Source organism: Microlunatus spumicola, from assembly GCF_039536445.1.
Lineage (GTDB): Bacteria > Actinomycetota > Actinomycetes > Propionibacteriales > Propionibacteriaceae > Microlunatus > Microlunatus spumicola.
On sequence record NZ_BAAAYR010000001.1, the window covers coordinates 856710 to 881316 of the forward strand.

21 protein-coding genes and 1 tRNA gene are annotated in these 24607 nt (G+C 73.2%); 8 read left to right on the forward strand and 14 right to left on the reverse strand.

The window, feature by feature from the left end:
* Positions 1 to 75: 75 nt before the first annotated feature.
* The 6 genes from ABD665_RS03860 to lysA form a co-directional block, all read right to left on the reverse strand.
* Positions 76 to 990: an EamA family transporter gene (locus ABD665_RS03860; protein WP_204912154.1), complete on the reverse strand. Its 915-nt coding sequence runs from the start codon at positions 988 to 990 to the stop codon at positions 76 to 78.
* A 142-nt stretch (positions 991 to 1132) separates the two neighbouring features.
* Positions 1133 to 3265, reverse strand: coding sequence for a transcription termination factor Rho (gene rho / locus ABD665_RS03865; RefSeq protein WP_204912153.1), 2133 nt, complete (start codon positions 3263 to 3265; stop codon positions 1133 to 1135).
* 307 nt (positions 3266 to 3572) lie between these two features.
* Positions 3573 to 4460, reverse strand: coding sequence for a homoserine kinase (gene thrB, locus ABD665_RS03870; protein ID WP_204912152.1), 888 nt, complete (start codon positions 4458 to 4460; stop codon positions 3573 to 3575).
* Between the two features lie 13 nt (positions 4461 to 4473).
* On the reverse strand, positions 4474 to 5568 hold the full coding sequence (gene thrC, locus ABD665_RS03875) for a threonine synthase (RefSeq protein WP_204912151.1): 1095 nt from the start codon (positions 5566 to 5568) through the stop codon (positions 4474 to 4476).
* Between the two features lie 11 nt (positions 5569 to 5579).
* Positions 5580 to 6929 carry a homoserine dehydrogenase gene (locus tag ABD665_RS03880; RefSeq protein ID WP_204914296.1) on the reverse strand — a complete coding sequence of 450 codons (1350 nt, stop codon included), beginning with the start codon at positions 6927 to 6929 and terminating at the stop codon, positions 5580 to 5582.
* A 459-nt stretch (positions 6930 to 7388) separates the two neighbouring features.
* Positions 7389 to 8789, reverse strand: coding sequence for a diaminopimelate decarboxylase (lysA, locus tag ABD665_RS03885; protein WP_204912150.1), 1401 nt, complete (start codon positions 8787 to 8789; stop codon positions 7389 to 7391).
* A gap of 171 nt (positions 8790 to 8960) precedes the next feature.
* On the opposite strand from lysA, the gene ABD665_RS03890 reads away from it, so the two are divergent.
* Positions 8961 to 9035, forward strand: a tRNA-Arg gene (locus tag ABD665_RS03890).
* A 100-nt stretch (positions 9036 to 9135) separates the two neighbouring features.
* Here ABD665_RS03890 and ABD665_RS03895 read toward each other — a convergent pair.
* On the reverse strand, positions 9136 to 9837 hold the full coding sequence (locus ABD665_RS03895; RefSeq protein ID WP_204912149.1) for a right-handed parallel beta-helix repeat-containing protein: 702 nt from the start codon (positions 9835 to 9837) through the stop codon (positions 9136 to 9138).
* Entirely contained in the window at positions 9834 to 10286 is a 453-nt protein-coding gene (locus ABD665_RS03900) for a right-handed parallel beta-helix repeat-containing protein (protein ID WP_204912148.1), read from the reverse strand. The genes ABD665_RS03895 and ABD665_RS03900 overlap by 4 nt, the downstream gene beginning before the upstream one ends.
* 190 nt (positions 10287 to 10476) lie before the next feature.
* On the opposite strand from ABD665_RS03900, the gene ABD665_RS03905 reads away from it, so the two are divergent.
* Complete coding sequence (locus ABD665_RS03905; protein WP_204912147.1) at positions 10477 to 11457, forward strand: serine hydrolase; 981 nt, start codon at positions 10477 to 10479, stop codon at positions 11455 to 11457.
* 79 nt (positions 11458 to 11536) lie between these two features.
* Positions 11537 to 12382 carry an SMP-30/gluconolactonase/LRE family protein gene (locus ABD665_RS03910; protein WP_204912146.1) on the forward strand — a complete coding sequence of 282 codons (846 nt, stop codon included), beginning with the start codon at positions 11537 to 11539 and terminating at the stop codon, positions 12380 to 12382.
* 3 nt (positions 12383 to 12385) lie between these two features.
* On the opposite strand, the gene ABD665_RS03915 is transcribed toward ABD665_RS03910, so the two are convergent.
* Together ABD665_RS03915 and ABD665_RS03920 are read right to left on the reverse strand one after the other, a co-directional pair.
* The gene (locus ABD665_RS03915) at positions 12386 to 13210 is read right to left on the reverse strand and encodes an alpha/beta fold hydrolase (RefSeq protein ID WP_204912145.1); all 825 of its coding nucleotides are present in this window, start codon (positions 13208 to 13210) and stop codon (positions 12386 to 12388) included.
* Positions 13207 to 14199 (reverse strand): alpha/beta fold hydrolase, encoded by a 993-nt coding sequence (locus tag ABD665_RS03920; protein WP_204912144.1) that lies wholly within the window; start codon positions 14197 to 14199, stop codon positions 13207 to 13209. Before ABD665_RS03920 ends, ABD665_RS03915 begins: the two co-directional genes overlap by 4 nt.
* Positions 14200 to 14278: 79 nt before the next feature.
* On the opposite strand from ABD665_RS03920, the gene ABD665_RS03925 reads away from it, so the two are divergent.
* The 3 genes from ABD665_RS03925 to ABD665_RS03935 all read left to right on the forward strand — a co-directional run bounded on the left by ABD665_RS03925 (position 14279) and on the right by ABD665_RS03935 (position 19935).
* Positions 14279 to 15520: a glycosyltransferase 87 family protein gene (locus tag ABD665_RS03925; protein ID WP_204912143.1), complete on the forward strand. Its 1242-nt coding sequence runs from the start codon at positions 14279 to 14281 to the stop codon at positions 15518 to 15520.
* A 244-nt stretch (positions 15521 to 15764) separates the two neighbouring features.
* Entirely contained in the window at positions 15765 to 19748 is a 3984-nt protein-coding gene (locus tag ABD665_RS03930; protein ID WP_344741915.1) for a multifunctional oxoglutarate decarboxylase/oxoglutarate dehydrogenase thiamine pyrophosphate-binding subunit/dihydrolipoyllysine-residue succinyltransferase subunit, read from the forward strand.
* Between the two features lie 10 nt (positions 19749 to 19758).
* Positions 19759 to 19935 carry a DUF6104 family protein gene (locus ABD665_RS03935; protein ID WP_204912142.1) on the forward strand — a complete coding sequence of 59 codons (177 nt, stop codon included), beginning with the start codon at positions 19759 to 19761 and terminating at the stop codon, positions 19933 to 19935.
* 185 nt (positions 19936 to 20120) lie between these two features.
* On the opposite strand, the gene ABD665_RS03940 is transcribed toward ABD665_RS03935, so the two are convergent.
* Genes ABD665_RS03940 through ABD665_RS03950 form a run of 3 tightly spaced genes read right to left on the reverse strand, consistent with a single transcriptional unit; the run spans position 20121 to position 22115 of the window.
* Positions 20121 to 20609: a GNAT family N-acetyltransferase gene (locus tag ABD665_RS03940; RefSeq protein ID WP_344741134.1), complete on the reverse strand. Its 489-nt coding sequence runs from the start codon at positions 20607 to 20609 to the stop codon at positions 20121 to 20123.
* On the reverse strand, positions 20606 to 21019 hold the full coding sequence (locus tag ABD665_RS03945; RefSeq protein ID WP_344741136.1) for an MmcQ/YjbR family DNA-binding protein: 414 nt from the start codon (positions 21017 to 21019) through the stop codon (positions 20606 to 20608). Before ABD665_RS03945 ends, ABD665_RS03940 begins: the two co-directional genes overlap by 4 nt.
* A gap of 40 nt (positions 21020 to 21059) precedes the next feature.
* Entirely contained in the window at positions 21060 to 22115 is a 1056-nt protein-coding gene (locus tag ABD665_RS03950) for an aldo/keto reductase (protein WP_204912141.1), read from the reverse strand.
* Positions 22116 to 22316: 201 nt separating this feature from the next.
* Here ABD665_RS03950 and galK point away from each other — a divergent pair, with 201 nt between their 5' ends.
* Positions 22317 to 23510, forward strand: coding sequence for a galactokinase (gene galK / locus ABD665_RS03955; protein WP_204912140.1), 1194 nt, complete (start codon positions 22317 to 22319; stop codon positions 23508 to 23510).
* Positions 23511 to 23616: 106 nt separating this feature from the next.
* Here galK and ABD665_RS03960 read toward each other — a convergent pair whose 3' ends face one another.
* Complete coding sequence (locus ABD665_RS03960; protein ID WP_204912139.1) at positions 23617 to 24021, reverse strand: hypothetical protein; 405 nt, start codon at positions 24019 to 24021, stop codon at positions 23617 to 23619.
* 265 nt (positions 24022 to 24286) lie between these two features.
* On the opposite strand from ABD665_RS03960, the gene ABD665_RS03965 reads away from it, so the two are divergent.
* On the forward strand, positions 24287 to 24538 hold the full coding sequence (locus ABD665_RS03965; RefSeq protein ID WP_091074038.1) for a WhiB family transcriptional regulator: 252 nt from the start codon (positions 24287 to 24289) through the stop codon (positions 24536 to 24538).
* Positions 24539 to 24607 lie beyond the last annotated feature (69 nt).

Here is a 24607-nt window from a genome sequence, read left to right on the forward strand (position 1 = left end):
GCGTGAACCGGCACCGAGGATCAATCTTGCCGTACGGGATCTACAACGCCAAAGCGCGCGATTTAGTCCCGGTCCTCAGGGCCTGATCGGCTCGGGTCTCCCACCCGCCGAACCGGCCACCGCGAGCAGGATGAGCGCGCCGCCGACCAGGCCCAGGGGACCCAGCCGCTCCCCCAGCACGAGCGCCGCCAGCACCGCCGCGGTGAGCGGCTCGAGGAGCGTGGCCACGACCGCGGCGCTGCCCGCCACGGTCCTCAGCCCGGCGTAGAGCAGCGCGTACGCGAGCGCGAGCGTGAGCACGCCCAGGTAGGCGAGCAGCCCGACCACGACGGGGTCGCCGCTGAGGTGCGGCCCGGGGGCGAGCAGCCCGAGCGGCAGGAGCCCGACCGCACCCGCGCAGGAGGTCACCGTCGCCAGCGCGAGCGGGCTGGAGACGCCGGCGACCCGCCGACCGAGAGCGGTGGAGACGGCGTACGTCGTCCCCGACGCGATGGCGAGCAGCACCCCGAGGAGCGGTCGCGGGCCGGTCACCGACGTCCCGGCCGAGCTGCTGACGAGGACCAGGCCGCCGAGGGCCGCGACCAGCACGAGCGCCCGCGTCGGGCCGGGCGCGCGCCGGGACCGGACGCTGTCGACCAGGGTCAGGAGCACCGGGGCCAGCCCGAGCGCGATCACGGTGGCGACGGTGACCCCGACGTTCACGACCGCGGCGAAGTAGAGGGCCTGGTAGGCGCCGGTCCCCAGGCCGACCGCGACCGCGGTGCCGGGCCGCTCCCGCAGCAGCCGCCGCACGTCGGGGAGCCCGCGCAGCACGAGCATCGCAAGCAGCAGGACGACCGCGGCCAGGCCCATCCGCCAGGCGCTGATCGTGAGCACCGACATCGGCACGCGCTCGCGGACGAGCTGGACCGCCAGGCCGCCGGTGCCCCACAGGACGCCGGCGAGCGAGATCTGGACCAGCCCGCGGCGTGCGGCGGACGACGCGTTCATCACGGCTCCTCGCCGGTCGGGCGGTGGACGGGCGGGGCGGCAGACGAGCGCCGCGCCGCCCACCGTCGGTGACGGTGGACGACGCGGCGCAGCGCAGACCGGGGTCGGACCCCTCAGCGCCCGGACGGGCGTGGGCGGGAGGTCAGGCCGGCATCGACTTGGTGATCGCCACCATGAAGTCGCGGTTGCTCTCCGTCTTCTTGAGCCGGTCGAGCAGCGTCTCCAGGCCCTGGAGGCTGTCGAGGCCGCCGATGACGCGGCGGAGCTTCCACACGATGTTGAGCTCCTCGCGGGACATGAGCAGCTCCTCGCGACGGGTGCTCGAGGCGTCCACGTCGATGGCCGGGAAGATGCGCTTCTCCGCGAACTCGCGGCGCAGCCGGATCTCCGAGTTGCCGGTGCCCTTGAACTCCTCGAAGATCACCTCGTCCATCTTGGAGCCGGTCTCGATGAGCGCCGTGGCGAGGATGGTCAGCGAACCGCCGCCCTCGATGTTGCGCGCCGCACCCAGGAACCGCTTCGGCGGGTAGAGCGCCGCCGAGTCGACACCACCGGACAGGATCCGGCCCGAGGCCGGGGCCGCGAGGTTGTACGCGCGGCTCAGGCGGGTGATGCCGTCGAGCAGGACGACCACGTCCTTGCCCGCCTCGACCAGGCGCTTGGCCCGCTCGATCGCGAGCTCGGCCACGGTCGTGTGGTCGCCGGCCGGCCGGTCGAAGGTCGAGGCGATGACCTCGCCCTTGACCGTCCGCTGGAAGTCGGTGACCTCCTCCGGACGCTCGTCGACGAGCACCACCATGAGGTGGACCTCGGGGTTGTTCGCGGCGATCGCGTTGGCGATCGACTGCATCATCATCGTCTTGCCGGCCTTGGGCGGGCTGACGATGAGGGCGCGCTGGCCCTTGCCGATCGGCGCCATCAGGTCGACGATGCGCGTGGCCAGCTGGGTGGAGGTCGTCTCCAGCTTGAGCCGCTCCTGCGGGTAGAGCGGGGTCAGCTTGGCGAACTCCGGACGGTTGCGCGCCGCCTCGGGGTCGCCGCCGTTGACGGTCTCGAGCTTGACCAGCGGGTTGAACTTGGCCTTGCTGTCGCCCTCCTTGGACTGGCGCAGCTGGCCGGTGACGACGTCGCCCTTGCGCAGGCCGAACTTCTTGACCATGGCGAGCGAGACGTACGCGTCCTCGGGGCTGGGCAGGTAGCCGCTGGTCCGGACGAACGCGTAGCTGTCCATCACGTCGAGGATGCCGCGGGCGGGGACGAGGACGTCGTCCTCGCTGACCGTGGGCTCGTTCTCGTAGCGGTCCATGCCGCCGCTGCGCCCGGTGGTGCCGGGGCGGCGGTTCTGCCGGTCGCGGCTGCGACGGCGACGGCCGCGGCGGCCACCGCCCTCGTCGTCGTCGTCGTACCGGTTCTGCTGGCTCTGGCCGCCGGCGTTGCGACCGGTGTCGCGCTGCTGGCCGCCGGAGCCGTCACGCTGGCCCTGGCGGTCGTTCTGCTGACGGTCGTCGCGCTGGCGGTCGCCCTGCCGGTCGTCACGCTGACGGTCCTGCTGGCGGTCCTGCTGCCGGTCGCCCTGCTGACGGTCGTCACGCTGGCGGTCCTGCTGCCGGTCGTCGCGCTGCCGGTCCTGCTGGCGGTCGTTCTGCTGGCGGTCGTCGCGCTGGCCGTCGCGGTTGCGCTGACGGCGCTCGCCGTCGTTGCCGTCGCGGTCACCGTCGTCGCGACGCTCGGAACGCTCCTGGCCGCCGTCCTGCCGGCCGCTCTGCTGCTCGGCGCCGTTCGCGTCGCCCTGCGTCTGGCGCTCGGCCGGCGCGGACGCCTCCCGGGCCTGCGGGGCGTTCTCGCGCAGCTCGTGCAGGGCGTTGGCGATCTCGTCGCCGCGCCGGGTCTCGCCGCCGCGGGACTCGCCGCCGTCGCTCACCGTGGGCTCGCCCGCAGCACGCGTCGCCGAGCGGCGACGGCGTCCGCCGGAACCGGCCTCGGCCGCGTCGCCCCCGGAGGAGGAAGCAGCCTCGTTCGAGGACCCGCCGTTGGTGGAGCCGCCGTTCGAGGAACTGCTGCTCGAGGAACCGCCGTTGGAGCCGCCCGTCTGGGCGCTCTGGATGGCGGAGATCAGCTGGCCCTTGCGCATGGCGCCGGTGCCCTTGAGGCCCAGCGAGCTGGCCAGCTGCTTGAGCTCGGGCAGGACCATCGAGTCCAGCCCGCTGCCGCGGCGCTTGCGGGCGCCGCCCTCGGCGGGCCCGTCGACAGCAGCCTGCGCCGAGGCTTCGCTCATCAGGGTGTCGGTCAAAGTGTGTCCTTTCGGAGTGGGCCACGCGTGTGTCCCAGTCCAGGGCCGGGTGGTTCACCTCGGCCGGTGGTGTGTGAGGCCCTCCCGCAGCCTGCTGCCCGTCGTCGGGCGCGTGGGGGCTGCGGAAAGTGACGCAGTGCTTGACACGGGGTTGGCGTCGCGCCGTCAGGAAAGGCGCAGCAGGACCAGTTCTTCGGGTGTCCTCGGATCCAGCGAAGGCTGGACCGGAGAGGCACCGGCTGTGTCGAGCAAGTTCAGGCTTGCACTGTCCCGGCTGAATGCCGGTCAGGCTTCACAACGCCCGGGCGGGTCGTCCGATTCCCAGCCGCCGGAACCGGGTCCCGGGCTCGGCCGCCTCCAGCCCCACGAGGTCGCGCTCCGTGCCGAGCACGACCACGGTGGGACCCGCGCCGCTGATGGCGGCGGCGAAACCGGCCGCGCGCAGCCGGGCCATCAGCGCGTACGCGTCCGGCATGGCCGGCTCGCGGTAGCGCTGGTGCAGCCAGTCCTGGGTGCCCGCGTGCAGCAGGGTCGGGTCCTCGGCGACCGCGTGCACGAGCAGCGCCGCGCGCCCGGCGTCGGCCGCGGCGTCGGCGTGCGGGACCACCGCGGGCAGCAGCCGGCGCGCCGCGCGCGTCTCGACGGCCACCTCGGGGACGGCGACGGCGGCGCGCAGGTCGGGGTGCACCCGGCCTGCGACCACCGCCACGTCGTCGCCGTGCCCGTACGCCATCACGAAGCCGCCGTGGATGGCGGCCGCGACGTTGTCGGGGTGGCCCTCGACCCGGTTGGCGTGCCGGAGCACCCAGCGCGCGTCCGGCTCCACCCCGGCGAGCGCCCGGGCGGCGACGAAGCCGGCGACGATCGCGGCGGAGGAGGACCCGAGGCCGCGGCCGTGCGGGATGGTGTTGTGGCCGCGCAGACCCAGGCCGGGTGCGCGTACGCCGAGGTCGTCCAGGCCCTCGGTCACGCAGCGGAGCACGAGGTGCGACTCGTCGCGCGGCAGCACGTCGCTGCCCTCGCCGGTCACGTCGACGCGCACCCCGGACGCCAGCACCTCGAGCTCGACGGTCTCGCGCCAGTCGAGGGCGAGCCCGAAGCAGTCGAAGCCGGGACCGAGGTTGGCGCTGGTGGCCGGCGCCTCCACCGTCACCCGGGTGCCGGCGGCGAGGCTCCTCACCGCGGGACCCGGCTCACGCGAGGAGCCCGCACACCCCGGCGACGGCCATCAGGTCGGGGGCCACGACCTCGGCACGTACCGGTCCGCGCCCGGCGAGCGCGGTGTCGATGTCCTTGAGCCCGTGGCCGGTGACGGTCACGACGACCTGCTGGCCCGCCTCGAGTTCCCCGGTGCGCCGCTTGGCCAGCAGGCCGGCGACCCCGGCCGCCGACGCCGGCTCGACGAAGATGCCCTCCTGGGCGGCCAGGAAGGACTGGGCGGCGAGGATCTGCTCGTCGGTCACCATGTCGATCAGGCCGCCGGACTCGTCGCGCGCCGCGATCGCCTGCGTCGCCGAGGCCGGGTTGCCGATGCGGATCGCGGTGGCCACCGTCTCGGGGTCGAGCACGGGGTGGCCGAGGACCAGCGGGGCCGCGCCGGCCGCCTGGAAGCCCCACATCCGCGGGGTCCTCGTGGCCCGGCCCGCCGCGCGGTACTGGGTGTAGCCGCGCCAGTAGGCCGTGATGTTCCCGGCGTTGCCGACCGGCAGCACGTGCAGGTCCGGGGCGTCGCCGAGGACGTCGACGATCTCGAAGGACGCGGTCTTCTGGCCCTCGATGCGGACGGGGTTGACCGAGTTCACCAGGGCGACCGGGTAGTCGTGGGAGAGCTTGCGGGCCAGCTCGAGGCAGTCGTCGAAGTTGCCGTCGACCTGCACGACCTTGGCCCCGTGGACGATCGCCTGAGCCAGCTTGCCGGTGGCGATCCGGCCCGCCGGCAGCAGCACGATGGTGTCGAGGCCGGCCTTGGACGCGTACGCGGCCGCCGAGGCCGACGTGTTGCCCGTCGAGGCGCAGACGACGGCCTTCGCCCCGTCGCCCACGGCGGCGGAGAGCGCGAGCGTCATGCCGCGGTCCTTGAAGGAGCCGGTCGGGTTGGCACCCTCGACCTTGACCCAGGTCTCGCAGCCCAGCTCGTCGGAGAGCCGCTCGGCGAGCACCAGCGGGGTGCTCCCCTCCCCCAGCGTGACCACCGGGGCGTCGTCGGCCAGCGGCAGCCACTCGCGGTAGCGGGCGATGATGCCCGACGTCGCCCGTGCGGCCACGGTCTGGAGAGCCACCTCGCTCATCGTCACGCCTCTCACTCTCCCTCGACCCGCATCACGCTGGTCACGTCCCGCACCGACGCGAGGTCGCGCAGCGCCTCCACGGTCGCACTCAACGCCGCGTCGCGGGCCCGATGGGTCACGACGACGAGCTGCGCGTCGGCGCCGCGCCCGTTCTGCCGGACCGTCTGGATGGACACGTCGTGCTCGGCGAAGACCTGCGCGACAGAGGCGAGCACGCCCGCCACGTCGGCCACCTCGAGCGAGAGGTGGTAGCGCGTGGTCACCTCGCCGATCGGCGACACGCGCCGCGCGGCGTAGCTCGACTCCCCCGGGCCCACGGCACCGCGGACGCGGTTGCGCGCCACCGTCACCAGGTCGCCGAGGACCGCGCTCGCCGTCGGCGAGCCGCCGGCGCCGGGCCCGTAGAACATCAGCCGGCCGGCAGAACGCGACTCGACGAACACCGCGTTGTACGCGCCGCCGACCGCGGCCAGCGGGTGGGTGCGCGGGATCATCGCCGGGTGCACGCGCACCGAGACGCTGCGCCCCGAGCCGTCCTCGGGCTCCTCGGAGAGCTGGCAGAGCGCGACGAGCTTGACGACGCAGCCGATCTCGCGGGCCGAGGCGATGTCGGAGGCCGAGACGTCGGTGATGCCCTCGCGGTAGACGTCCGCCCCGGTGACCCGGGTGTGGAAGGCGAGGCTGGCCAGGATCGCCGCCTTGGCCGCGGCGTCGAAGCCCTCGACGTCCGCGGTCGGGTCGGCCTCCGCGTACCCGAGCTCCTGCGCCAGGGCGAGGGTCTCGGCGAACCCGGCGCCCTCGGTGTCCATCTTGTCGAGGATGAAGTTCGTGGTGCCGTTCACGATGCCGGTGACGGCGGTGATCTCGTCGCCGACCAGCGACTCGCGCAGCGGTCGGATGATCGGGATCGCACCGGCCACCGCCGCCTCGAAGTAGAGGTCGACGGCGTGCTCCTCCGCCGCGGCGTAGAGCGTCGCGCCGTCGGCGGCGAGCAGCGCCTTGTTCGCGGTGACGACCGAGGCGCCGTTCGCGAGGGCGGCCAGGATCAGCGCGCGGGCCGGCTCGAGACCGCCGATGACCTCGACGACCAGGTCGACGTCGGGACGGGTGACCAGCGCGTGCGCGTCCGTCGTGAACAGCGCCGGGTCGAGCCCGGGACGCTCACGGTTGGGGCGGCGTACGGCGATCCCGACGAGCTCGAGCGGGCGCCCGACGCGGGCCCTGAGGTCGTCGGCCTGCTCGACGAGCAGCCTCGCGACCTCCGAACCGACGGTCCCGCAGCCGAGCAGGGCCACCTTGAGGGGCCGGCTGCCGTCGGGCGAGGACGCCTGCCTGGAGCGGGGCTCCGCCGGGGGTCGCACGTCCGTCACTGTCACCGAGATCTCCTGCACCGGTTGGCACCGCCGAGGGTCGCGGCGAAGCAATTGTTCCGCATCGGGGCCTTCCCCACATCCTCTGTTCCACAGTCCGGCGCCGACGCACAGAGTTGCGGCGCCGTCCCGGGGTCCGCGAGCCGCCTCCGACGGCGCTCCGCGACGTGGTCGGCACACCGTTCTTCCGTCGGCACAACGTCCTTGAGTCGGCACACCGTGCAGGGTGTGCCGATACCAGCACGGTGTGCCGACGCGAGCAGGGTGTGCCGAACGCGGAGCGCCACTCCCAGGGAGCCGTCTGCCGGCGGTCTGCTCGATCCGTGCACCGAGACGAGTGCGGTGGCGCCCTCCACGCTCAGGCCGGCGAGCCGTGGTGCATCTCGGTGCACGGATCGAGCAACCTGGCGCGGGCCGAGGCTGACGTGCCGTGCGGGCCCGGGCCGGCGGTCAGCCGACGTCGAGGGCGAGCAGGTCGTCGAGCGTCTCGCGCCGGACGAGGGTCGAGATCTCGCCGTCGCGGACGGACACGACCGGCGGGCGCGGGACGTGGTTGTAGTTGCTCGCCATGCTCCGGCTGTACGCGCCGGCTGCGGGCACCGCGACGAGGTCGCCGGGCGCGATGTCGGCGGGCAGGAACTCGTCGCGCACGAGGATGTCGCCGCCCTCGCAGTGCTTCCCGACCACGCGGGACAGGGTCGGCGGCGCGTCGGAGCGCCGTGACGCGAGGGTCGCCGAGTACTCGGCGGCGTACAGGGCAGTGCGGATGTTGTCGCTCATGCCGCCGTCGACCGCGACGTAGAGCCGGCTCGCGCCGCCGTCCAGCTGCACCCGCTTGACCGTCCCGACGGTGTAGAGCGCGAAGCCGGCCGGCCCGCTGATCGACCGCCCGGGCTCGATGGAGAGCTGCGGGACCGCGACGCCCAGCGCGGCGCACTCGGCCCGGACGATGCGGTTCAGCGCGGTGGCGAGGAACGCCGGCGAGGCCGGCGTGTCCTGGCTCGTGTAGGCGATGCCGAAGCCGCCGCCGAGGTCGAGCTCGGGCATCTCGACCCCGTACGCGGCCGCGAAGTCCGCGTGCAGCCGCAGCGTCCGGCGCGCCGCGACCTCGAAGCCCTCGGCGTCGAAGATCTGCGAGCCGATGTGGGAGTGGATCCCGACGAGGTCGAGGCGCGGATCGAGGTGGCACAGCTCGAGAGCCTCAGCCGCGGCGCCGCCGGCGATCGAGAACCCGAACTTCTGGTCCTCGTGCGCGGTCGAGATGTACTCGTGCGTGTGCGCCTCGACCCCGGTGGTCACGCGGACCATGACGCGGGGACGCAGGCCGAGCTCGCCGGCCAGGTGGCCCAGCCGCCCGATCTCGTCGAACGAGTCGACGATGATCCGCCCGACGCCGGCCTCCAGGCCCTGCCGCAGCTCGGCCAGGCTCTTGTTGTTGCCGTGCAGCCCGACCTTGGTCATGTCGACGCCGGCACGCTGCGCCACGGCCAGCTCCCCGCCGGTGCAGGTGTCGAGGCCGAGGCCCTCCTCCGTCACCCAGCGGGCGACGGCCGTGCAGAGGAACGACTTCGCCGCGTAGTAGACGTTCCAGCCCTCGAACGCCTCCGCGAACGCCCGGGCCCTCGCCCGCAGGTCGGCCTCGTCGATCACGTACGCGGGCGTCCCCACCCGCTCGGCGACCTCGGCGACGTCCAGACCGGCCACGGTCAGCACCCCGTCGACGTCCTTGCCCACCCCGGCGCTCCACAGCTTCGGCATGAGCGCGTTGACGTCGTCGGGGACGGCCAGCCAGCCGGGCGCACGGGAACCGGCGTCGGCGTGGATCGAGCCGGCGACGTGGGTGTGGGTCATGGGTTCGAGGTTCCTCGAGGGCTCGGGGCTGCGGGCGTCGACCGCCCGCTGCGGACCTGGGGTGGTTCACGGATGATCAGGAAGCGCGACCGGGGCGGGCGCACTGGTACATTCTTCTCCGGTCCCAGGCCGGGACGCGCGTCAGCAGTCAGCACGAGACGCACGTCACCAGCCCCCGTAGCTCAGGGGATAGAGCACCGCCCTCCGGAGGCGGTGGCGCAGGTTCGAATCCTGCCGGGGGCGCCAGCAGCCGTGGGACCGACCGACCAGGTCGGCCCGACGGGCGCCGAGGGTCGAGAGACCCGTTCGGGGCCGACTGCGTGTCGACCCCGGGATCACCCAGCGGTCAACGGCCGCACACCACGCCGACGCACTGGCTCGAGCCGTCGTTGTCCCGCGCGGTGTTCCCGCCGCCGTCGGTCGCGCCCACCACGTCGATGCCGATCCCCGCGTTCCCGCGGGCCTGGTTGTCCGAGACGACCACCGAGGCGTCGTCCGCCGCCACACGGATGGCCGCACCCTGGTCCGACACCCCGGGAAGGCCGACCTCGACCGGTGCGGCGCCGTTGTCCACGAACGTGTTCTCGGCGATCCGGAGCGCTGCGCCCGCGTTGCTGTGCTCGAGGTCGACGACCAGACCCGGTCCCCCGTTGCCCTTGAAGGTATTGCTCTCGATGGCGTTTGCCGCGCCGCGCAACCCGAAGCCAAGGAGCCGCACGCCGACGCCGTTCGCGCGGACCACGCTGCCTGAGAGATCGATGTTCGACGCGTCGGCGGAGCCGTCGATGCCCGTGTCGTTGCCGGCGATCGTGCTGCTCCGGACGGTGGCACCGCTCTGGAAGAGCCGGATACCGATGCCGTTGCGGGTGACCTGGCTGTCCAGCAGGGTCATCGCGGACTGCGACAGTGCGAAGCCTCGGTCGTTGTCCCTGATGCGGCTGCGCTCGGCCGTGAAGGTGTGAACCGTGGGAGTGAGGGAGACGGCCGTTCCGTTAGCGGATAAGGTCGAGCGGCTCAACTGCCCGCCGTCGGCCGACGTGACCTTCACACCGATCGGTACCCCTTGATCGTGACGCCGTCCAGTACGAAGGTCGGGCTCGTGAACACCTCGACGCCGACGCTGTCCGCCTGGTCGCTGCCAGGTCCGACGAGCTTGAGGTCCTTCAACCGGCTGCCGGGTGAGTCCGACATCAGGACGCCGCGGGCGAAGCCGGTCAGCACCCCGTTGCGCACCGTGGCCAGGCCTGCGTTCCCGAGCCCGGAGATCGCGACGCCAACGCCGCTTCCCTTGATCTGGTGACCACCGAGGTCGAGGACCACGGGTGCTCCGTCGGGCTTGACCTGCAGCGCGGTGCCGCTCGGGCAAACGAGGTCGGCCTTGAGCTTCGTGCTCGTCGTGATGGTCGCCCCGCAGGCGAGGCGGGGAGCCGCCTGAGCGGCTGGAGCCATGAACCCCAGGAGGACGACGGCCAGGCCCAGCAAGACGATGCGACGCACGATCGTTCCTCCCCCGAGAGCACCCCCGTGTTCTCGGTCACAGACCTACCACGTCTGAGGGACCGGTACCAGGCCTTTCTGAGAGTTCCTTGGCAGGACCGCCGGGATCAGCAGGACGCCTGTCGTCAGCCCTCACGCGTCGCCTTGCGCCCCTGTGGACAGCACGACGCAGCGATCGCAGGATGACGCGGTGACGTCGGAGCTCGGGACCGGAACTGATCTCCTCGACCGCGTACGCCGTCGCACCCGGGACGCCGGCTACGGCTCCGCGGAACCCGTCGTCGTCGGTCTCGAACGCCACGGCACGGCCCCGATCTATGTAGCCTCCGGCTCGACCCGGACGGGTTCGCGGCTCGACGGCGACACCGTGATCTACACCGCCTCGCTGGCCAAGCAGGTGACCGCCGTCCTCGCTGCGCTCCTCGTACGGGAGGGCCGGCTCGACCTCGAGGCGCCGCTGGTCCGGTGGTTGCCGGAGCTGCCGGTGTGGGCGGGTGAGGTCCGGCTGCGGCACCTCCTGTCCCACACGAGCGGGCTGCCGGAGGGCGCGACGTTCGGAGAGCTGGAGCGCTCGGGCCGGGACCGGACGACCGCGGTGGTCGTCGAGGCGCTGGCCCGCTGCGAGCGCCCGGCGAGCGCGCCGGGGAGCGGGCACCGCTACAGCAACGCCGGCTACGTCTGCCTCGGGCTGGTGCTGGAGCGCGTCACCTCCCGTGGGCTGGCCGCGCTCGCGGAGGAGCGGCTGCTCGGCCCGCTCAGGATGGGCGCCAGCCGGTTCTGGTCCGGCCCGGAGCCGCACCCGCCCCGGGCCGCTCCGCTCGACGACGCGTTCCCGGCCCCGCTGTCGCTCGGCGACGGCGGGCTCTGGTCGAGCGCGGCCGACCTGCTGCGCTGGAACCGGGCCCTGGCGGACGACGCGCTCGGCGTCACGGACCTCGTGCAGACGCCGGGCCGGCTCGACGACGGAACCCTTCTCGACTACGCCTGGGGCGTGGGCGTCCGCGCTCACGCGGGCGCGGCGGTCTTCCGCCACGGCGGTCGCTGGGCGGGGTTGTGTGCGCAGCTCGTACGCGTGCCGGGGCACGGCAGCCTGGTCGTCCTCGCGCTGGACGACGACGAGGACCGCGCGTCGTCCCTCGCCGACGCCCTGCTCGAGGAGGTCCTGCGGTGACCGCCCCCGCCGCGCGTCGGGCGGCGCTGGAAGACTGACGCGCGCCACGACGTGGAGCACGGGTCAGCCAAGGAGGAGCATGCGCGCGGAGCAGGTGACGGGGCCGCTGGCCTACCACGGTGAGGGGCCGGTGTGGTTCCCCGGCGGGGGCGGCCTCCGCTACGTCGACATGCTGGCCGGTGACGTGCTGACGCTGCGCGCCGACGGCGAGGTGGACCGCAAGCACGTCGGGTCCGTCGCCGCGGTCGTCCGACCCCGGCAGGGTGGCGGCGCCGTCGTCGCCGTGGAGCGCGGCTTCGCCCTCGAGGACCCCGCCGGAACCGTCACGGCGCTGCCGGAGCTGTGGAGCGACACCGGGATCCGGATGAACGAGGGCGGCTGCGACCCCGACGGCCGCTTCTACTGCGGGTCGATGGCGTACGACCAGACCGAGGGCGCCGGCCGGGTCTTCCGGCTCGACCCCGACCGCTCGGTCACCGTGGTCCTCACCGACGTCACGATCTCCAACGGCCTCGAGTGGAGCCCCGACGGCTCGCTCGCCTACTACAACGACACACCCACGGGCACGATCTGGGTCTTCGACTACGACCTCGCCAGCGGCCTGCAGAACCGCCGCCCGTTCGCGAGCCCGCCGGGCGCGGGCAACCCGGACGGCCTCACGGTCGACGCCGACGGCGGCGTGTGGAGCGCCCTCTACGACGGCGGCGCGGTCGTCCGCTACAGCCCGGACGGCGTGCTCGAGGAACGGATCGAGATCCCCACGCCGAAGGTGACGGCCTGCACGTTCGGCGGCGACGGCCTCGACCAGCTGTTCGTCACGACCTCGCGGGAGGACGTCGACACCGACGCCGACCCGCGGGCCGGGGCGCTGTTCCGCGTGGACACCGGCGTCCGTGGCCGTCCCGTACGCCCCTTCGCCGGCTGAGCCCTACCGCCTCGCGGCGGTGATCTCGTCGACGAAGGCGTGCACCACCTCGACGAACGCCGTCGTCGCCGAGTAGGGCACGCCGTGCGGCGCGTCCGGGAGGGTGACCACCCGCGCGTCCGGGAAGACGTCCTCGAGGTGCTGCGCCCACGCAGCCGACACCAGCGGGTCGCGGCCGCCCCGGACCACGAGCGTCGGCTGGTCGATCCGCTGCACGTCGGGCTGGGCCTGCCGGCGCGCGGAGGCGCGCAGCGCGCCGAGCATGCCGCCGATCCCCACCCGCGGGTAGTCGGTCGCGGCGATCAGCACCATGCCGAGCCGTTCGCGGCCGCCGTCGACGAGCAGCCCCCACGCCTGCCGCGCCACCGAACCGCGCCCGGGGTCCGGTGCCGGGCTGGTGAGCACCACCGCCGCCACCCGGTCCGGGTGTCGGGCGGCGATCTGGGCCACCACCTGGCAGCCGAGCGAGTGCCCGACCAGCACCGCCCGGCCCACCCCGACCTCGTCCATCCAGGCGGACAGGCCGTCCGCGAGCTCCACCATCGACAGGTCGCGCTCGGGCCGGCTGCTCCGCCCGACGCCGGGCAGGTCCGGTGCGAACACCCGGTGCTCGCGGGCGAACGCGCGCAGCGACGGCAGCAGGTAGCGGTTGGAGACGCCGAGCCCGTGCACCATCACGACGTCGAGGGTCGTCCGGCCGTCGCTGGTCCTCGGCTGCTCCGGCCCGGCCTCGACCGACGCCACCTCGACGTCGTTGACCACGTCGCGACGCCGACGCAGCGCCTGCCCCACCGGGACCCGCCCGCGCCCGCGGGCACGCCGGCTCATCGCGTGCCCCGCGCGCTCGTGAGCCGGCGTACGGCGGCCGCGACGTCGTCGGGCGAGGAGATCATCGTCAGGTGCCGACCGGGCACGACGACCGGGTCGGGCGCGCCGATCGCCGCCGCGGTGGAGCCGGGCGAGTCGGCGGTGTAGGCCCCGTCGACGTCGTCGCGGCCCCAGACCACGAGCCGGGGCACGGCCGAGCGGCGCAGCGCGTCCAGCTCCTCCGACGTCATGGCCGGGATGACGGCGCGGGTCGCGTTCGCGAGCAGGGCACGCTCGGTGCCGCGCTGCTGCAGGGGCCGCGTCCAGAGGTCGACGCCCGCCGCGTCCAGGGGTGCGCAGGTCGGCCCGCACTGGCTCGCGTAGAGCCGGGCCACCAGCCGGTCCGAGCGCAGCGCCAGCCGCACGAGGGTGGTCCGGTAGGGCTCGACCAGCAGCCGCGGGCCCCAGGTCGGCACGTCCAGGGGCAGGGCGTCCCCGTCGAGGAACACCACCCCGGCCACGTCCTGCGGCGCCTCGAGCGCGGCCAGCCCGACCACGGCCGCGCCCGACGAGTGCCCCACGAGCACGGGCGCGTCGGGACCGGTCAGGCCGAGCGCGGCCGAAAAGGCCAGCGTCTGCGCGGCGTCGTGGCCCACGTCGAAGGGCGCGACCGCGTCGCTGTAGCCCTGACCCGTCAGGTCGAAGGCGAAGACCCGGTGGTCGACGCCGAGCGACGCGCCGAGGGCGTGCCAGGCGTCGGCGGTCTCGAACGCGCCGGGCACGAGCACGACCGCCGGGCCGTGGTCGCCCCAGCTCAGGAACCGCGTCCGGACGTCCCCGGCCTGCACGAACCGCAGCCCCGCGGGCGGCGCGGGCGGGTTCCGGGTGGCCACGTCGTAGCCGGCGCTCGCCGCGGTCACCACGCCGGCGGCGGCCAGCAGCACGAGCAGGACGGTCCGCCAGCGGGGTCGCCGGGGCCGGCTCCGGACCGTTCCCCCAGCGCGCGTCACCGGGCCATCCTCCCCGTCCCCGGTGGTACGGTCGCGCCGACCTGGCTGCCCTGAGCCTGTCGGAGGGCGGAGGAACGCGTTGGTCGAGGACCACGAGCCACGGCGTGGCGGCGCCCCGGCGGTCGTCGGGCTGTGGGTGCTGACCCGGGCCCTGGCCATGGTGATCCTGGCGACGGGCGAGCGCCTGGTCGTCGGTGACGTCTTCTACTACTGGCGCCGCGTCAGCGGCCTGGTCGAGGCCGGGCTGCCCGGCACGCTGCGCGAGTACCCGACCCCGGTCGTCTGGTTCCTCTCGCTCCCCCAGGTCGCCGGCGGCGGTTCGCGGACCGGCTACCTCGTGGCCTTCATCCTCCTCATGCTCGCCCTCGACGGCGTCCTCACGTACGCGCTGTGGCGCAGCGCGGGGCGGCGTCACGACGTGGCGATCGACTTCTGGATCGCGTACGTCTTCCTGGTCGGCCCGCTCTGCTACACCCGCTTCGACATGGTGCCGGCCGTCCTGGCCGGGGGCGCGCTGCTCGCCGCCCGCCGCCGGCCCTGGCTCACCGGCGCGCTCACGGGGCTCGGCGCCGCGATCAAGCTCTGGCCGGCCCTGCTCGCCGGGGCCTTCGCGGTCCGCCGCCGGGGACGCGGCCAGATGCTCGGCGCCTTCGTGGGCGTCGGCTTCGGCCTGGCCGCCCTCAGCCTGGCCGCCGGCGGTGCGAGCCGGCTGTTCTCCCCGTTGACCTGGCAGTCGGGCCGGGGCCTGCAGATCGAGTCGGTGTGGGCGACGCCGCTGATGATCGCGCGCGCCTTCGACCCGGAGCGCTGGACCGTCCGCTACTCGACCTTCCAGGCGTACGAGGTGTTCGGCCCGTGCGTCTCGACCCTCCTGGCCGTGAGCACCGCGGCGACCGTCGTCGGGCTGCTGGTCACGGTGGCGCTGTTCGCGCGGGGGTTCGCGAACCCGCAGGTCGGGGCGGTCGCGCTCGGCCTGCTGGTCCTCGCGACCATCGCGATCACGACCATCACCAACAAGACGCTGAGCCCGCAGTACCTGCTGTGGCTGGGCGGTCCCGCGGCCGCCCTGCTGCTCTCGCGCGGCAGCGCCGGGCCGCGCTGGCACCGCGTGCTCGGGCGCCTGGCCGTGCAGCTGCTCGTGCTCGCGCTGCTGACCCAGCTGACCTACCCGCTGCTCTACAACGGCCTCCTCGGCCGCGGCTCGTCGACCTTCGCGGTCGTGTCGACCGTGGTCACCGCCCTACGGAACCTCTCTCTGCTCGTCCTGACCGTCGAGGTCTGCCGGTACGCCTGGGTGGCGCTCGCCCGGGCTCGCGCCTAGGGCCGGGCACCCCCCGACCGGGCGATCGACCGGTCCCGCGCCATATCAGGGCGACGATCTGGGCGACGCGGCACCCGACTCCCTCGGACGACGACCAGGTGTGGGTATCGTGGAGCACCGTTGCGTCCGGGGGAACCGGATGCCGCTGGCCCGCCGGGCGCCCCCCTCCCAGACGTCCTCGCGGTCGCGGTCAGACCGCTGGACGCACGGCGAGTCGAAGCAACGGAAGAAGGCGACAGTGGCCATCGCGCCAGGCACATCCACCACCGCGTCGAGCGGCTCGAGCGATCCGGGGACGGACACCGACTTCGGGGCGAACGACTGGCTGCTGGAGGAGATGTACGAGCGCTTCACGGCCGACCCGTCCTCCGTCGACCCCAGCTGGGCCTCCTACTTCGCCGCCCACGGCGCTCCCGGGTCCGCGGCACCGACGCCCGCCCCCGCCTCGTCCGCCGGCGCGAGCCCGGCGACCGGCACCCCTCGTAACGGCAGCCCGAACGGCGCGGGCAACGGCAGCAGCACCGCCGTCCCGTCCACGCCGGCCCGGTCGTCGGCCCCGGCCCCTCGCGACCCGGCTGCGACCCCGTCGTCGAGCTCCGGCGCGAGCGCACCCGCCGACGACCCGGTCACGGGCCGCCCGGTCACCACGCAGGACAGGACCCCCGACCAGCCCGCCCCGGCGGGCGCGAACGGTGCCGGCGCGAACGGTCCCGTCGCGAACGGGGCCGGCGCCAAGCGCCAGCCGACCGTCGAGACGACGACCCAGCCCAAGGAGGGCCGCCCGGTCGCCCCGGGCGCGCGCGGCGGCGTCCCGGCCGACCCGCCGAACCCGTCCGACCGGCCCGAGGTCGGCAACGAGGAGCCCACGCTCACCACGCTGCGCGGCGCCCCGGCCCGTACGGCCAAGAACATGGACGCGTCGCTGAGCATCCCGACCGCGACGAGCGTCCGCTCGCTGCCGGTCAAGCTGCTCGTCGACCAGCGCATCGTCATCAACAACCACCTGCGCCGCAGCCGCGGCGGCAAGGTGTCGTTCACGCACCTCATCGGCTTCGCCATGGTCCAGGCGCTCAAGAGCGTCCCGGCCATGAACAACAGCTACAGCGTGGTCAACGGCAAGCCGACCATGGTCGAGCCGGCCCACATCAACCTCGGCCTCGCCATCGACCTGCCCCGTCCCGACGGCACCCGCCAGCTGCTCGTGCCGAGCATCAAGAGCTGCGAGACGCTCGACTTCGCGCAGTTCTGGGCGGCGTACGAGGCCATGGTCGCCAAGGCCCGCAAGGGCGAGCTCGCCGTGACCGACTTCGCCGGCACGACCATCACGCTGACCAACCCGGGCACCATCGGCACCAACCACTCGGTGCCGCGCCTCGTCGAGGGCCAGGGCACGATCATCGGCGTCGGGTCGATGGACTACCCGGCCGAGTTCCAGGGCTCCAACCCGGACAAGCTCGCCGACGCGGGGATCAGCAAGATCCTCACGCTGACCTCGACCTACGACCACCGCGTCATCCAGGGCGCGCAGTCCGGGGAGTACCTCCGCCGGCTGCACGCGCTGCTGCTGGGCGAGGACGGCTTCTACGACGACGTCTTCGCGGCGCTGCGGATCCCGTACGAGCCCATCCGCTGGGCGCAGGACGTCAGCACCGACCACGAGGACCAGATCCCCAAGCAGGCGCGGATCATGGAGCTGATCAACGCCTACCGCGTGCGCGGCCACCTCATGGCCGACACCGACCCGCTGGAGTACCGCCAGCGGCGCCACCACGACCTCGACGTGCAGAGCCACGGCCTGACGCTGTGGGACCTCGACCGCGAGTTCGCCACGGGCGCGTTCGGCGGCGGCCAGGGTCGGATGAAGATGCGCAAGATCCTCGGGATCCTGCGCGACTCCTACTGCCGCACCACCGGCGTCGAGTACATGCACATCTCGGACCCGGTGCAGCGCCGCTGGATCCAGGACCGGGTGGAGCGGCCGCACGAGTCGCTGCCGCGCGAGCAGCACCTGCGGATCCTCGACAAGCTCAACGAGTCGGAGGTCTTCGAGACCTTCCTGCAGACGAAGTTCGTCGGGCAGAAGCGCTTCAGCCTCGAGGGCGGCGAGTCCGCGATCGCCGTGCTCGACGAGGTGTGCGAGCAGGCCGCGGACGCCGGGCTGGCCGAGGTCTGCATCGGCATGCCGCACCGCGGCCGGCTGAACGTCCTCGCCAACGTCGTGGGCAAGTCGTACGCGCAGATCTTCCGCGAGTTCGAGGGCAACATCGACCCGCGGACCGTCCAGGGCTCCGGCGACGTCAAGTACCACCTGGGCTCGGAGGGCGAGTTCACCGCGCTCAGCGGCGCCACGATCAAGGCGTCCGTCGCCGCGAACCCGAGCCACCTCGAGGCCGTCGACCCCGTGCTGGAGGGGATCACCCGCGCCAAGCAGGACATCCTCGACCAGGGCCAGGACTTCCCGGTGCTGCCCGTGCTAATGCACGGCGACGCGGCGTTCGCGGGCCAGGGCGTGGTCGCGGAGACGCTGAACCTGTCGCAGCTGCGGGGCTACCGCACCGGCGGCACGATCCACATCATCGTGAACAACCAGGTCGGCTTCACCACCTCGCCGACCGAGTCCCGCTCCAGCGTCTACTGCACCGACGTGGCACGGATGGTCGCGGCGCCGATCTTCCACGTGAACGGGGACGACCCCGAGGCCTGCATCCGGGTGGCGCGACTCGCGTTCGCCTACCGGCAGGAGTTCAACAAGGACGTCGTCATCGACATCATCTGCTACCGCCGCCGCGGTCACAACGAGGGTGACGACCCCAGCTTCACGCAGCCGCGGATGTACGACCTGATCGAGAAGAAGCGGTCGACGCGCAAGCTCTACACCGAGGCCCTGATCGGCCGCGGCGACATCTCGGTCGAGGACGCCGAGGGCGTGCTCACCCGGTTCCAGGAGCGTCTGGAGAGCGTGTTCCGCGAGGTGCGCGACCCGGAGCTGCCGCCGAAGGACGCCACCGTACGGTCCGTCCCGGCCTACCCGAGCAAGCGCTCGACCACGGGCACCTCGGCGATCACGCTCGAGGACATGAAGAAGATCGCGGACGCCCACACGACGTTCCCGGAGGGCTTCAGCGTCCACCCGAAGGTCATGCCGCAGCTGCAGCGGCGGGCGACGGCCATCGGCCAGGGCCCGATCGACTGGGCGACCGGCGAGATCCTCGCGCTCGGGTCGCTGCTGCTCGAGGGCCGTACGGTCCGCCTCACCGGCCAGGACACGCGGCGCGGCACCTTCGCGCAGCGGTTCGCCGCCGTGGTGGACCGTCGTACGGGCGAGTCGTGGGTGCCGCTCAAGCACCTCGACGACGAGCAGGGCAAGTTCCACGTCTTCGACACGCTGCTCAGCGAGTACGCGGCGATGGGCTTCGAGTACGGCTACTCCGTGGCCCGGCCGGACGCGCTGGTGCTGTGGGAGGCCCAGTTCGGGGACTTCGCCAACGGCGCGCAGACGATCATCGACGAGTACATCGCCTCGGGCGAGGCGAAGTGGACGCAGAAGTCGGGCGTCGTGCTGCTCCTCCCCCACGGCCTCGAGGGTCAGGGCCCGGACCACTCGTCCGCGCGTCTCGAGCGGTTCCTGCTGCTCGCCGCGGAGGAGGCGTTCGTGGTCGCGCAGCCGTCGACCCCGGCGAGCTACTTCCACCTGCTGCGGCGCCACGCGCTCAACGAGCGGCACCGCCCGGTCATCGTGGCGACGCCGAAGTCGATGCTGCGCAACAAGCTGGCGACCTCGATGCCGGACGAGTTCACGTCGGGCTCGTGGCTGCCGGTCCTCAGCGACCCGACGATCACCGACCCGGGTGCGGTCGAGAAGGTGATCCTGTGCTCGGGCAAGGTTCGTTGGGACCTCGTCACGCGTCGGAAGCAGAACGGGCAGGAGGGCAAGGTCGCGATCATCCCGGTCGAGCGCCTCTACCCGCTGCCGGCCCGCGAGATCGCCGAGGAGCTGTCGCGCTTCGACAAGGTCACCGAGGTCACCTGGGTGCAGGACGAGCCGACGAACCAGGGTGCGTGGCCGTTCATGGCGCTCAACCTGCCGGCCGCCCTCCGCGAGGCCGTCCCCGGCCGCCGCTGGGAGCTGCTGTCCGTCACCCGTCCGGCGTCCTCGGCCCCGTCCGTGGGTTCGGCCAAGGTGAGCGAGCAGCAGCAGAAGGCCATGCTCGACGCCGCGTTCGCCTGAGCGGAGCACGGTGTACTTCACCGACCGCGGGATCGAGGAGCTGGCTTCGCGCCGGGGTGACGACGAGGTCACCCTGGCGTGGCTCTCCGAGCAGCTCCAGGCCTTCGTCGACCTGAACCCCGAGTTCGAGGTCCCCGTCGAACGCCTCGCCACCTGGCTCGCCCGCCTGGACGACGAGGACGACTGACCCCGCCCGCACGGGCTGGGTCGGCTCGTGCGCGTCACTCGGGCCTCAGGACTTTCACGTTAACGTGAAACCCCAGTACTTTGCGCGGCAGATCTGCCGTGGTCAGTACCGGACTTTCACGTTTACGTGAAAGTCCTGCGACGCCTGGGACGCGCGCCTGGCGGCCCGGCCACCGGAACCCCGGCTCAGGCGTACGGGGCCGGGCGGACCATGCCGATCTCGGGGCCGCCGAGGCGGGGTTCCTCGTGCTCCGTCCCGTCGGGGACGAAGGTGTTGCGGGCGTAGAAGCGGCGGGCGCGGGCGTTGTCGCGGAACACCCGCAGGGTCGCCGGGGCGTCGCCGAGGACGCTGTCGAGGAGGCGCTGGCCGAGGCCGGTGCTCCAGTGCTCGCGACGGACGTACAGCGCGTTCAGGTGGGCGACGGCCTCGCCCGACGCCGGCCGCACCGAGGCGAGCCCCACCAGCGCACCGCCTGCGTCCGCCACCCGTACGGGCCACGTCCCGTCCAGCCGACCCCGCCAGCGCTCGACGAACCCGTCCACGTCGGCCAGGAACGGGGCCAGGCAGGCCGGGTCGACGAGGTCCGCGTACGCCTCGCGCCAGCAGGCGAGGTGGCAGCGACCCAGTGCTTCGGCGTCGTCCGGCACCGCGGGTCGGACCACCACGTCCGTCACGCGCGGGACGCGCGCCACGTCTCGACGCGGCGTTGCGAGGCGCGGGAGCACCAGCCGTCCTCGACCACCTCGGCGAGCTGCTGCCGGGTGAGCTCCCCGAGCCGGCAGGCCCGGACCAGGACGGACGGGTGCCCGTCGAAGTGGGGCGTGGTGAAGAAGGGCGTCGCCGGGTCTTCCACCAAGGCCCGCTTGTCCTCCTCGTCGGGCACCCACAGCACGATCACGTCGTCGTACTTCTCCCCCGTCGCCGGGTCGACCGCGTCCGGCCGGGGCGTACGAAAGTAGACGAAGCTCTTGCCGCCCACCTGGTAGACCTCGTTGCCCTGGCTGCCACCCTCGACGGTCACGTGCGGCATGGCCAGCGCGAGCGCGTGCAGGTCCGCGACACGCGCCGGACGGGGACGGACCACGACGGCAGCGTAGGACCGTCCCAGCCCGGACCGCCAGGGCTCAGGCGGTCCGGCGGCGCCGCAGGAACGGGTCGGCCAGCGCGGGCGGCACGTAGCCGAGGTCCTCGCGCGACAGCGTCACGCCGGGCGGGACGATCTCGTCGATCCGGTCCAGCACGTCGGTGGTCAGCACCACGTCCGCGGCGCCGAGCTGGGTCTCGAGCTGCTCCATCGTGCGCGGCCCGATGATCGGGGCGGTGACCGCCGGGTGCGCGAGCACGAAGGCGATCGCCAGGTGCACCAGGCTCATGCCGGCCTCCTCCGCGAGCACGGCCAGCGCGTCCGCGGCCTCGAGCTTGGCCTGGTTGCCCGGCAGCGACAGGTCGTAGCGGGCGGGCATGCGCTTGGCGCGGTTGCTGTCGGGGACGTCCTGACCGAGCCGGAACCTCCCGCTCAGCCACCCGCCGGCCAGCGGGCTCCACGGGATGACGCCCATCCCGTACTTCTCGGTCACCGGCAGCAGGTCGGCCTCGATGCCGCGGACGAGGATCGAGTACGGCGGCTGCTCGGTGACGAAGCGCCCGAGGCCGCGCCGCTGGGCGACCCACTGTGCCTCGACGGTCTCGGACGCCGGATAGGTCGACGACCCGAACGCGCGGATCTTGCCCTGGCGCTGCAGGTCGGTCAGCGCGGACAGCGTCTCCTCGACGTCGGTCTCGCGCTCCGGCCGGTGCACCTGGTAGAGGTCGATCCAGTCCGTCTTGAGCCGGCGCAGGCTGTTCTCGACCTCGCGGACGATCCAGCGCCGCGAGTTCCCGCGCGCGTTCGGGTCGCCGCCGGGCTGGCCCATGGCCACGTCCATCGGCCCGTGGAACTTGGTGGCGAGGATGACGCCGTCGCGGCGCCCGCCGGCGAGGGCCTCGCCGACGATCTCCTCCGACTCGCCCTGCGAGTAGACGTCGGCCGTGTCGATGAAGTTGATGCCGGCGTCGAGCGCACGGTGGATGATCTCCGTGCTGCGCGCGTGGTCGGGCTCGCCCCACGGGCCGAACATCATCGCCCCGAGGCAGAGGGGGCTGACCATCATGCCGGTGGGGCCGAGGCTGCGGTAGTCCATGCCCCCACCCTAGGGAGGTCGACCACGGGTGGTGCGGTGCCGACGTTCCTCGACGCTCGGCGGCGCTCAGGTGCGTGCATCGCCAGGACGACGAGGGAGGGATGCCGGGCGCATCTCGACCCGAGTCGGACGCCGCGAGGTGCGTGCCTGAGCGCTGCCGAGCGCCGAGAGACTTCGGCACCGTGCCACTAGAGTGCCGGGGTGGTCAGGACGAGCGCGCGAGGTCGGGCGGAGACGGCGGAGGCCGCGACACCGGAGGCGGTGACGGAGGCGTTCGTGCAGCAGCTCGGGCACGACCCCGTCGGCGTCTGGGCGGCCCCGGGCCGGGTGAACCTGATCGGCGAGCACACCGACTACAACGACGGCTTCGTCATGCCCTTCGCGCTGGCCGAGCAGGTGGTCGTCGCCGCCGCGCCGCGCGAGGACGGCCGCTGGGGCGTCCGCTCCCTGAACCGCCGCCAGACCGTCACGTTCGGCCCCCAGGACCTCGTCCCGGGTCGGGTCGAGGGCTGGGCGGCGTACGTCGCGGGCGTCGTCTGGGCGCTCGCCGAGGCCGGGCACACCGTGCAGGGTGCCGACCTCGTGCTGACCTCGGACGTTCCGGTCGGCGCAGGCCTCTCGTCCTCCGCGGCCCTCGAGTGCGCGGTGCTGACGGCGCTCGTCGACCTGTCCGGGCTGGAGGTCGCGCCGCTGGACCGGGCGCGGATCGCAAGGCGCTGCGAGAACGCGTACGTCGGCGCCCCGACGGGCCTGCTGGACCAGGCCGCGTCGACGCTCTGCGAGGCCGACAACGCGCTGTTCCTGGACTGCCGCTCCGCCGACCACCGCCAGGTGCCGCTGGACCTCTCCTCCGTCGGGCTCGAGCTGCTCGTCCTGGACACGAAGACGCCGCACTCGCACGTGACCAGCGAGTACGGGGACCGGCGCCGGACCTGCGACGAGGCGGCGAAGATCCTGGGGGTCGCCGCCCTCCGCGACGTGAGCCTCGACGACCTCGACGACGCCCTCTCCCGGCTCCCCGACGACGTCATGCGCCGCCGCGTCCGCCACGTCGTGACCGAGGACGCCCGCGTGCTGGAGGCCGTCGAGGTGGCCGACGACGGCCGGCTCGCCGACCTCGCGCCGCTGCTCGACGCCTCGCACACCTCGATGCGCGACGACTTCGAGATCACGGTCCCCACCGTCGACCTGGCCGTGGAGACCGCCCGTGCCGCCGGTGCGCACGGCGCGCGGATGACGGGTGGCGGCTTCGGCGGCTGCATCATCGCGCTCGTGCCCGTGGGCAGCGCGGACGAGGTCGGCCGGGCCGTGGCCGCGGCGTTCGACGAGGCGGGCTACGGGGCACCGGCCTGGTTCCTCGGCGTGCCTTCCGCCGGCGCCCGCCGCCTCGTCTGACCGGCGCCGTTGATCACCCGCCGCGGTTGATCACCTGCGGAGACTGATCACCCGCGGGAATTGATCACGACCCCGGGCAGGCCACATTCGCACCGAGGTCGAGCCGTCAGGCGTCGTCGTCGGTCTCGGACGGGACGACCAGTGCGGCGGTGGAGCGCGGGTGCAGCACGAGCACGAGCGTCACCAGCGCGACGACGACCATCGCCACGGCGACCTCGGTGGTCTGCCCGCCGCGGAAGCTCCAGCCCACGGGCAGCATGATCAGCTGGACGGCGACGACGGGCCCCCGGGCCCAGCGGCTCAGCCGGAGCAGACCACGCGCGGCCGCGCCGAGCAGCACCGCGAAGCCGACCATGAAGAAGGCGACCCCGACGCCGACGACCGCACGGAACAGGCGGACCTGACCGATCTCCGCGATCCCGAACGCCAGCGCGACCAGGGCCTCCAGCCCGACGAGCGCGGCGGCGGCGGTGAGCTGCGGGGGCCGCGTACGGGTCTCGAGGTCGGCCACGCCGTCCACTCTAGATCGGCCCGACGAGCGTCGGCCTGTGTCAACATCAGGTCACGGGACGGTCTCGACGACCAGACCAGCGTGCAAGTGGGCCGTAACAAGCCCGAAATGTGAGCGAACCTACGCCCGGTCCCCTTGTGCAGGTGGGCGATAGTTGAAAGTCTTGTGCCTGGCGGAAGTCGTCAGTGTAAGACGTGGTGATTCCGCCCGCACACCGGGTATGCCCTGCGGTACCGGTGCCGGACAAGTGAGGAGAGTGCAAGCCATGGATTGGCGCCACAAGGCCGCCTGTCTGGACGAGGACCCGGAGCTGTTCTTCCCCATCGGGAACACAGGTCCAGCCCTGCTCCAGATCGAGGAGGCCAAGCAGGTCTGCCGACGCTGCGACGTCCGGGACGCCTGCCTGCAGTGGGCGCTCGAGGCGGGCCAGGACCACGGCGTCTGGGGTGGGCTCAGCGAGGACGAGCGTCGGGCCCTCAAGCGCCGCGCCGCCCGCGCGCGCATCCGGACCGCCTGACCAGAGACGTTCGACCAAGACGCCGGGACCTCCGTCCCGGCGTTTTGTGCGCCGTCACCCGAGCCGGGC

What these genes read in the sequence shown, in the direction of transcription:
- ABD665_RS03950 (WP_204912141.1), bottom strand. Translation starts at nt 22,115, where the DNA reads ATGGACTACCGCAGCCTCGGCCCCACCGGCATGATGGTCAGCCCCCTC.
- ABD665_RS03965 (WP_091074038.1), top strand. Translation starts at nt 24,287, where the DNA reads ATGGATTGGCGCCACAAGGCCGCCTGTCTGGACGAGGACCCGGAGCTG.
- ABD665_RS03910 (WP_204912146.1), top strand. Translation starts at nt 11,537, where the DNA reads ATGCGCGCGGAGCAGGTGACGGGGCCGCTGGCCTACCACGGTGAGGGG.
- lysA (WP_204912150.1), bottom strand. Translation starts at nt 8,789, where the DNA reads ATGACCCACACCCACGTCGCCGGCTCGATCCACGCCGACGCCGGTTCC.
- thrC (WP_204912151.1), bottom strand. Translation starts at nt 5,568, where the DNA reads ATGAGCGAGGTGGCTCTCCAGACCGTGGCCGCACGGGCGACGTCGGGC.
- ABD665_RS03860 (WP_204912154.1), bottom strand. Translation starts at nt 990, where the DNA reads ATGAACGCGTCGTCCGCCGCACGCCGCGGGCTGGTCCAGATCTCGCTC.
- ABD665_RS03915 (WP_204912145.1), bottom strand. Translation starts at nt 13,210, where the DNA reads ATGAGCCGGCGTGCCCGCGGGCGCGGGCGGGTCCCGGTGGGGCAGGCG.
- rho (WP_204912153.1), bottom strand. Translation starts at nt 3,265, where the DNA reads ATGAGCGAAGCCTCGGCGCAGGCTGCTGTCGACGGGCCCGCCGAGGGC.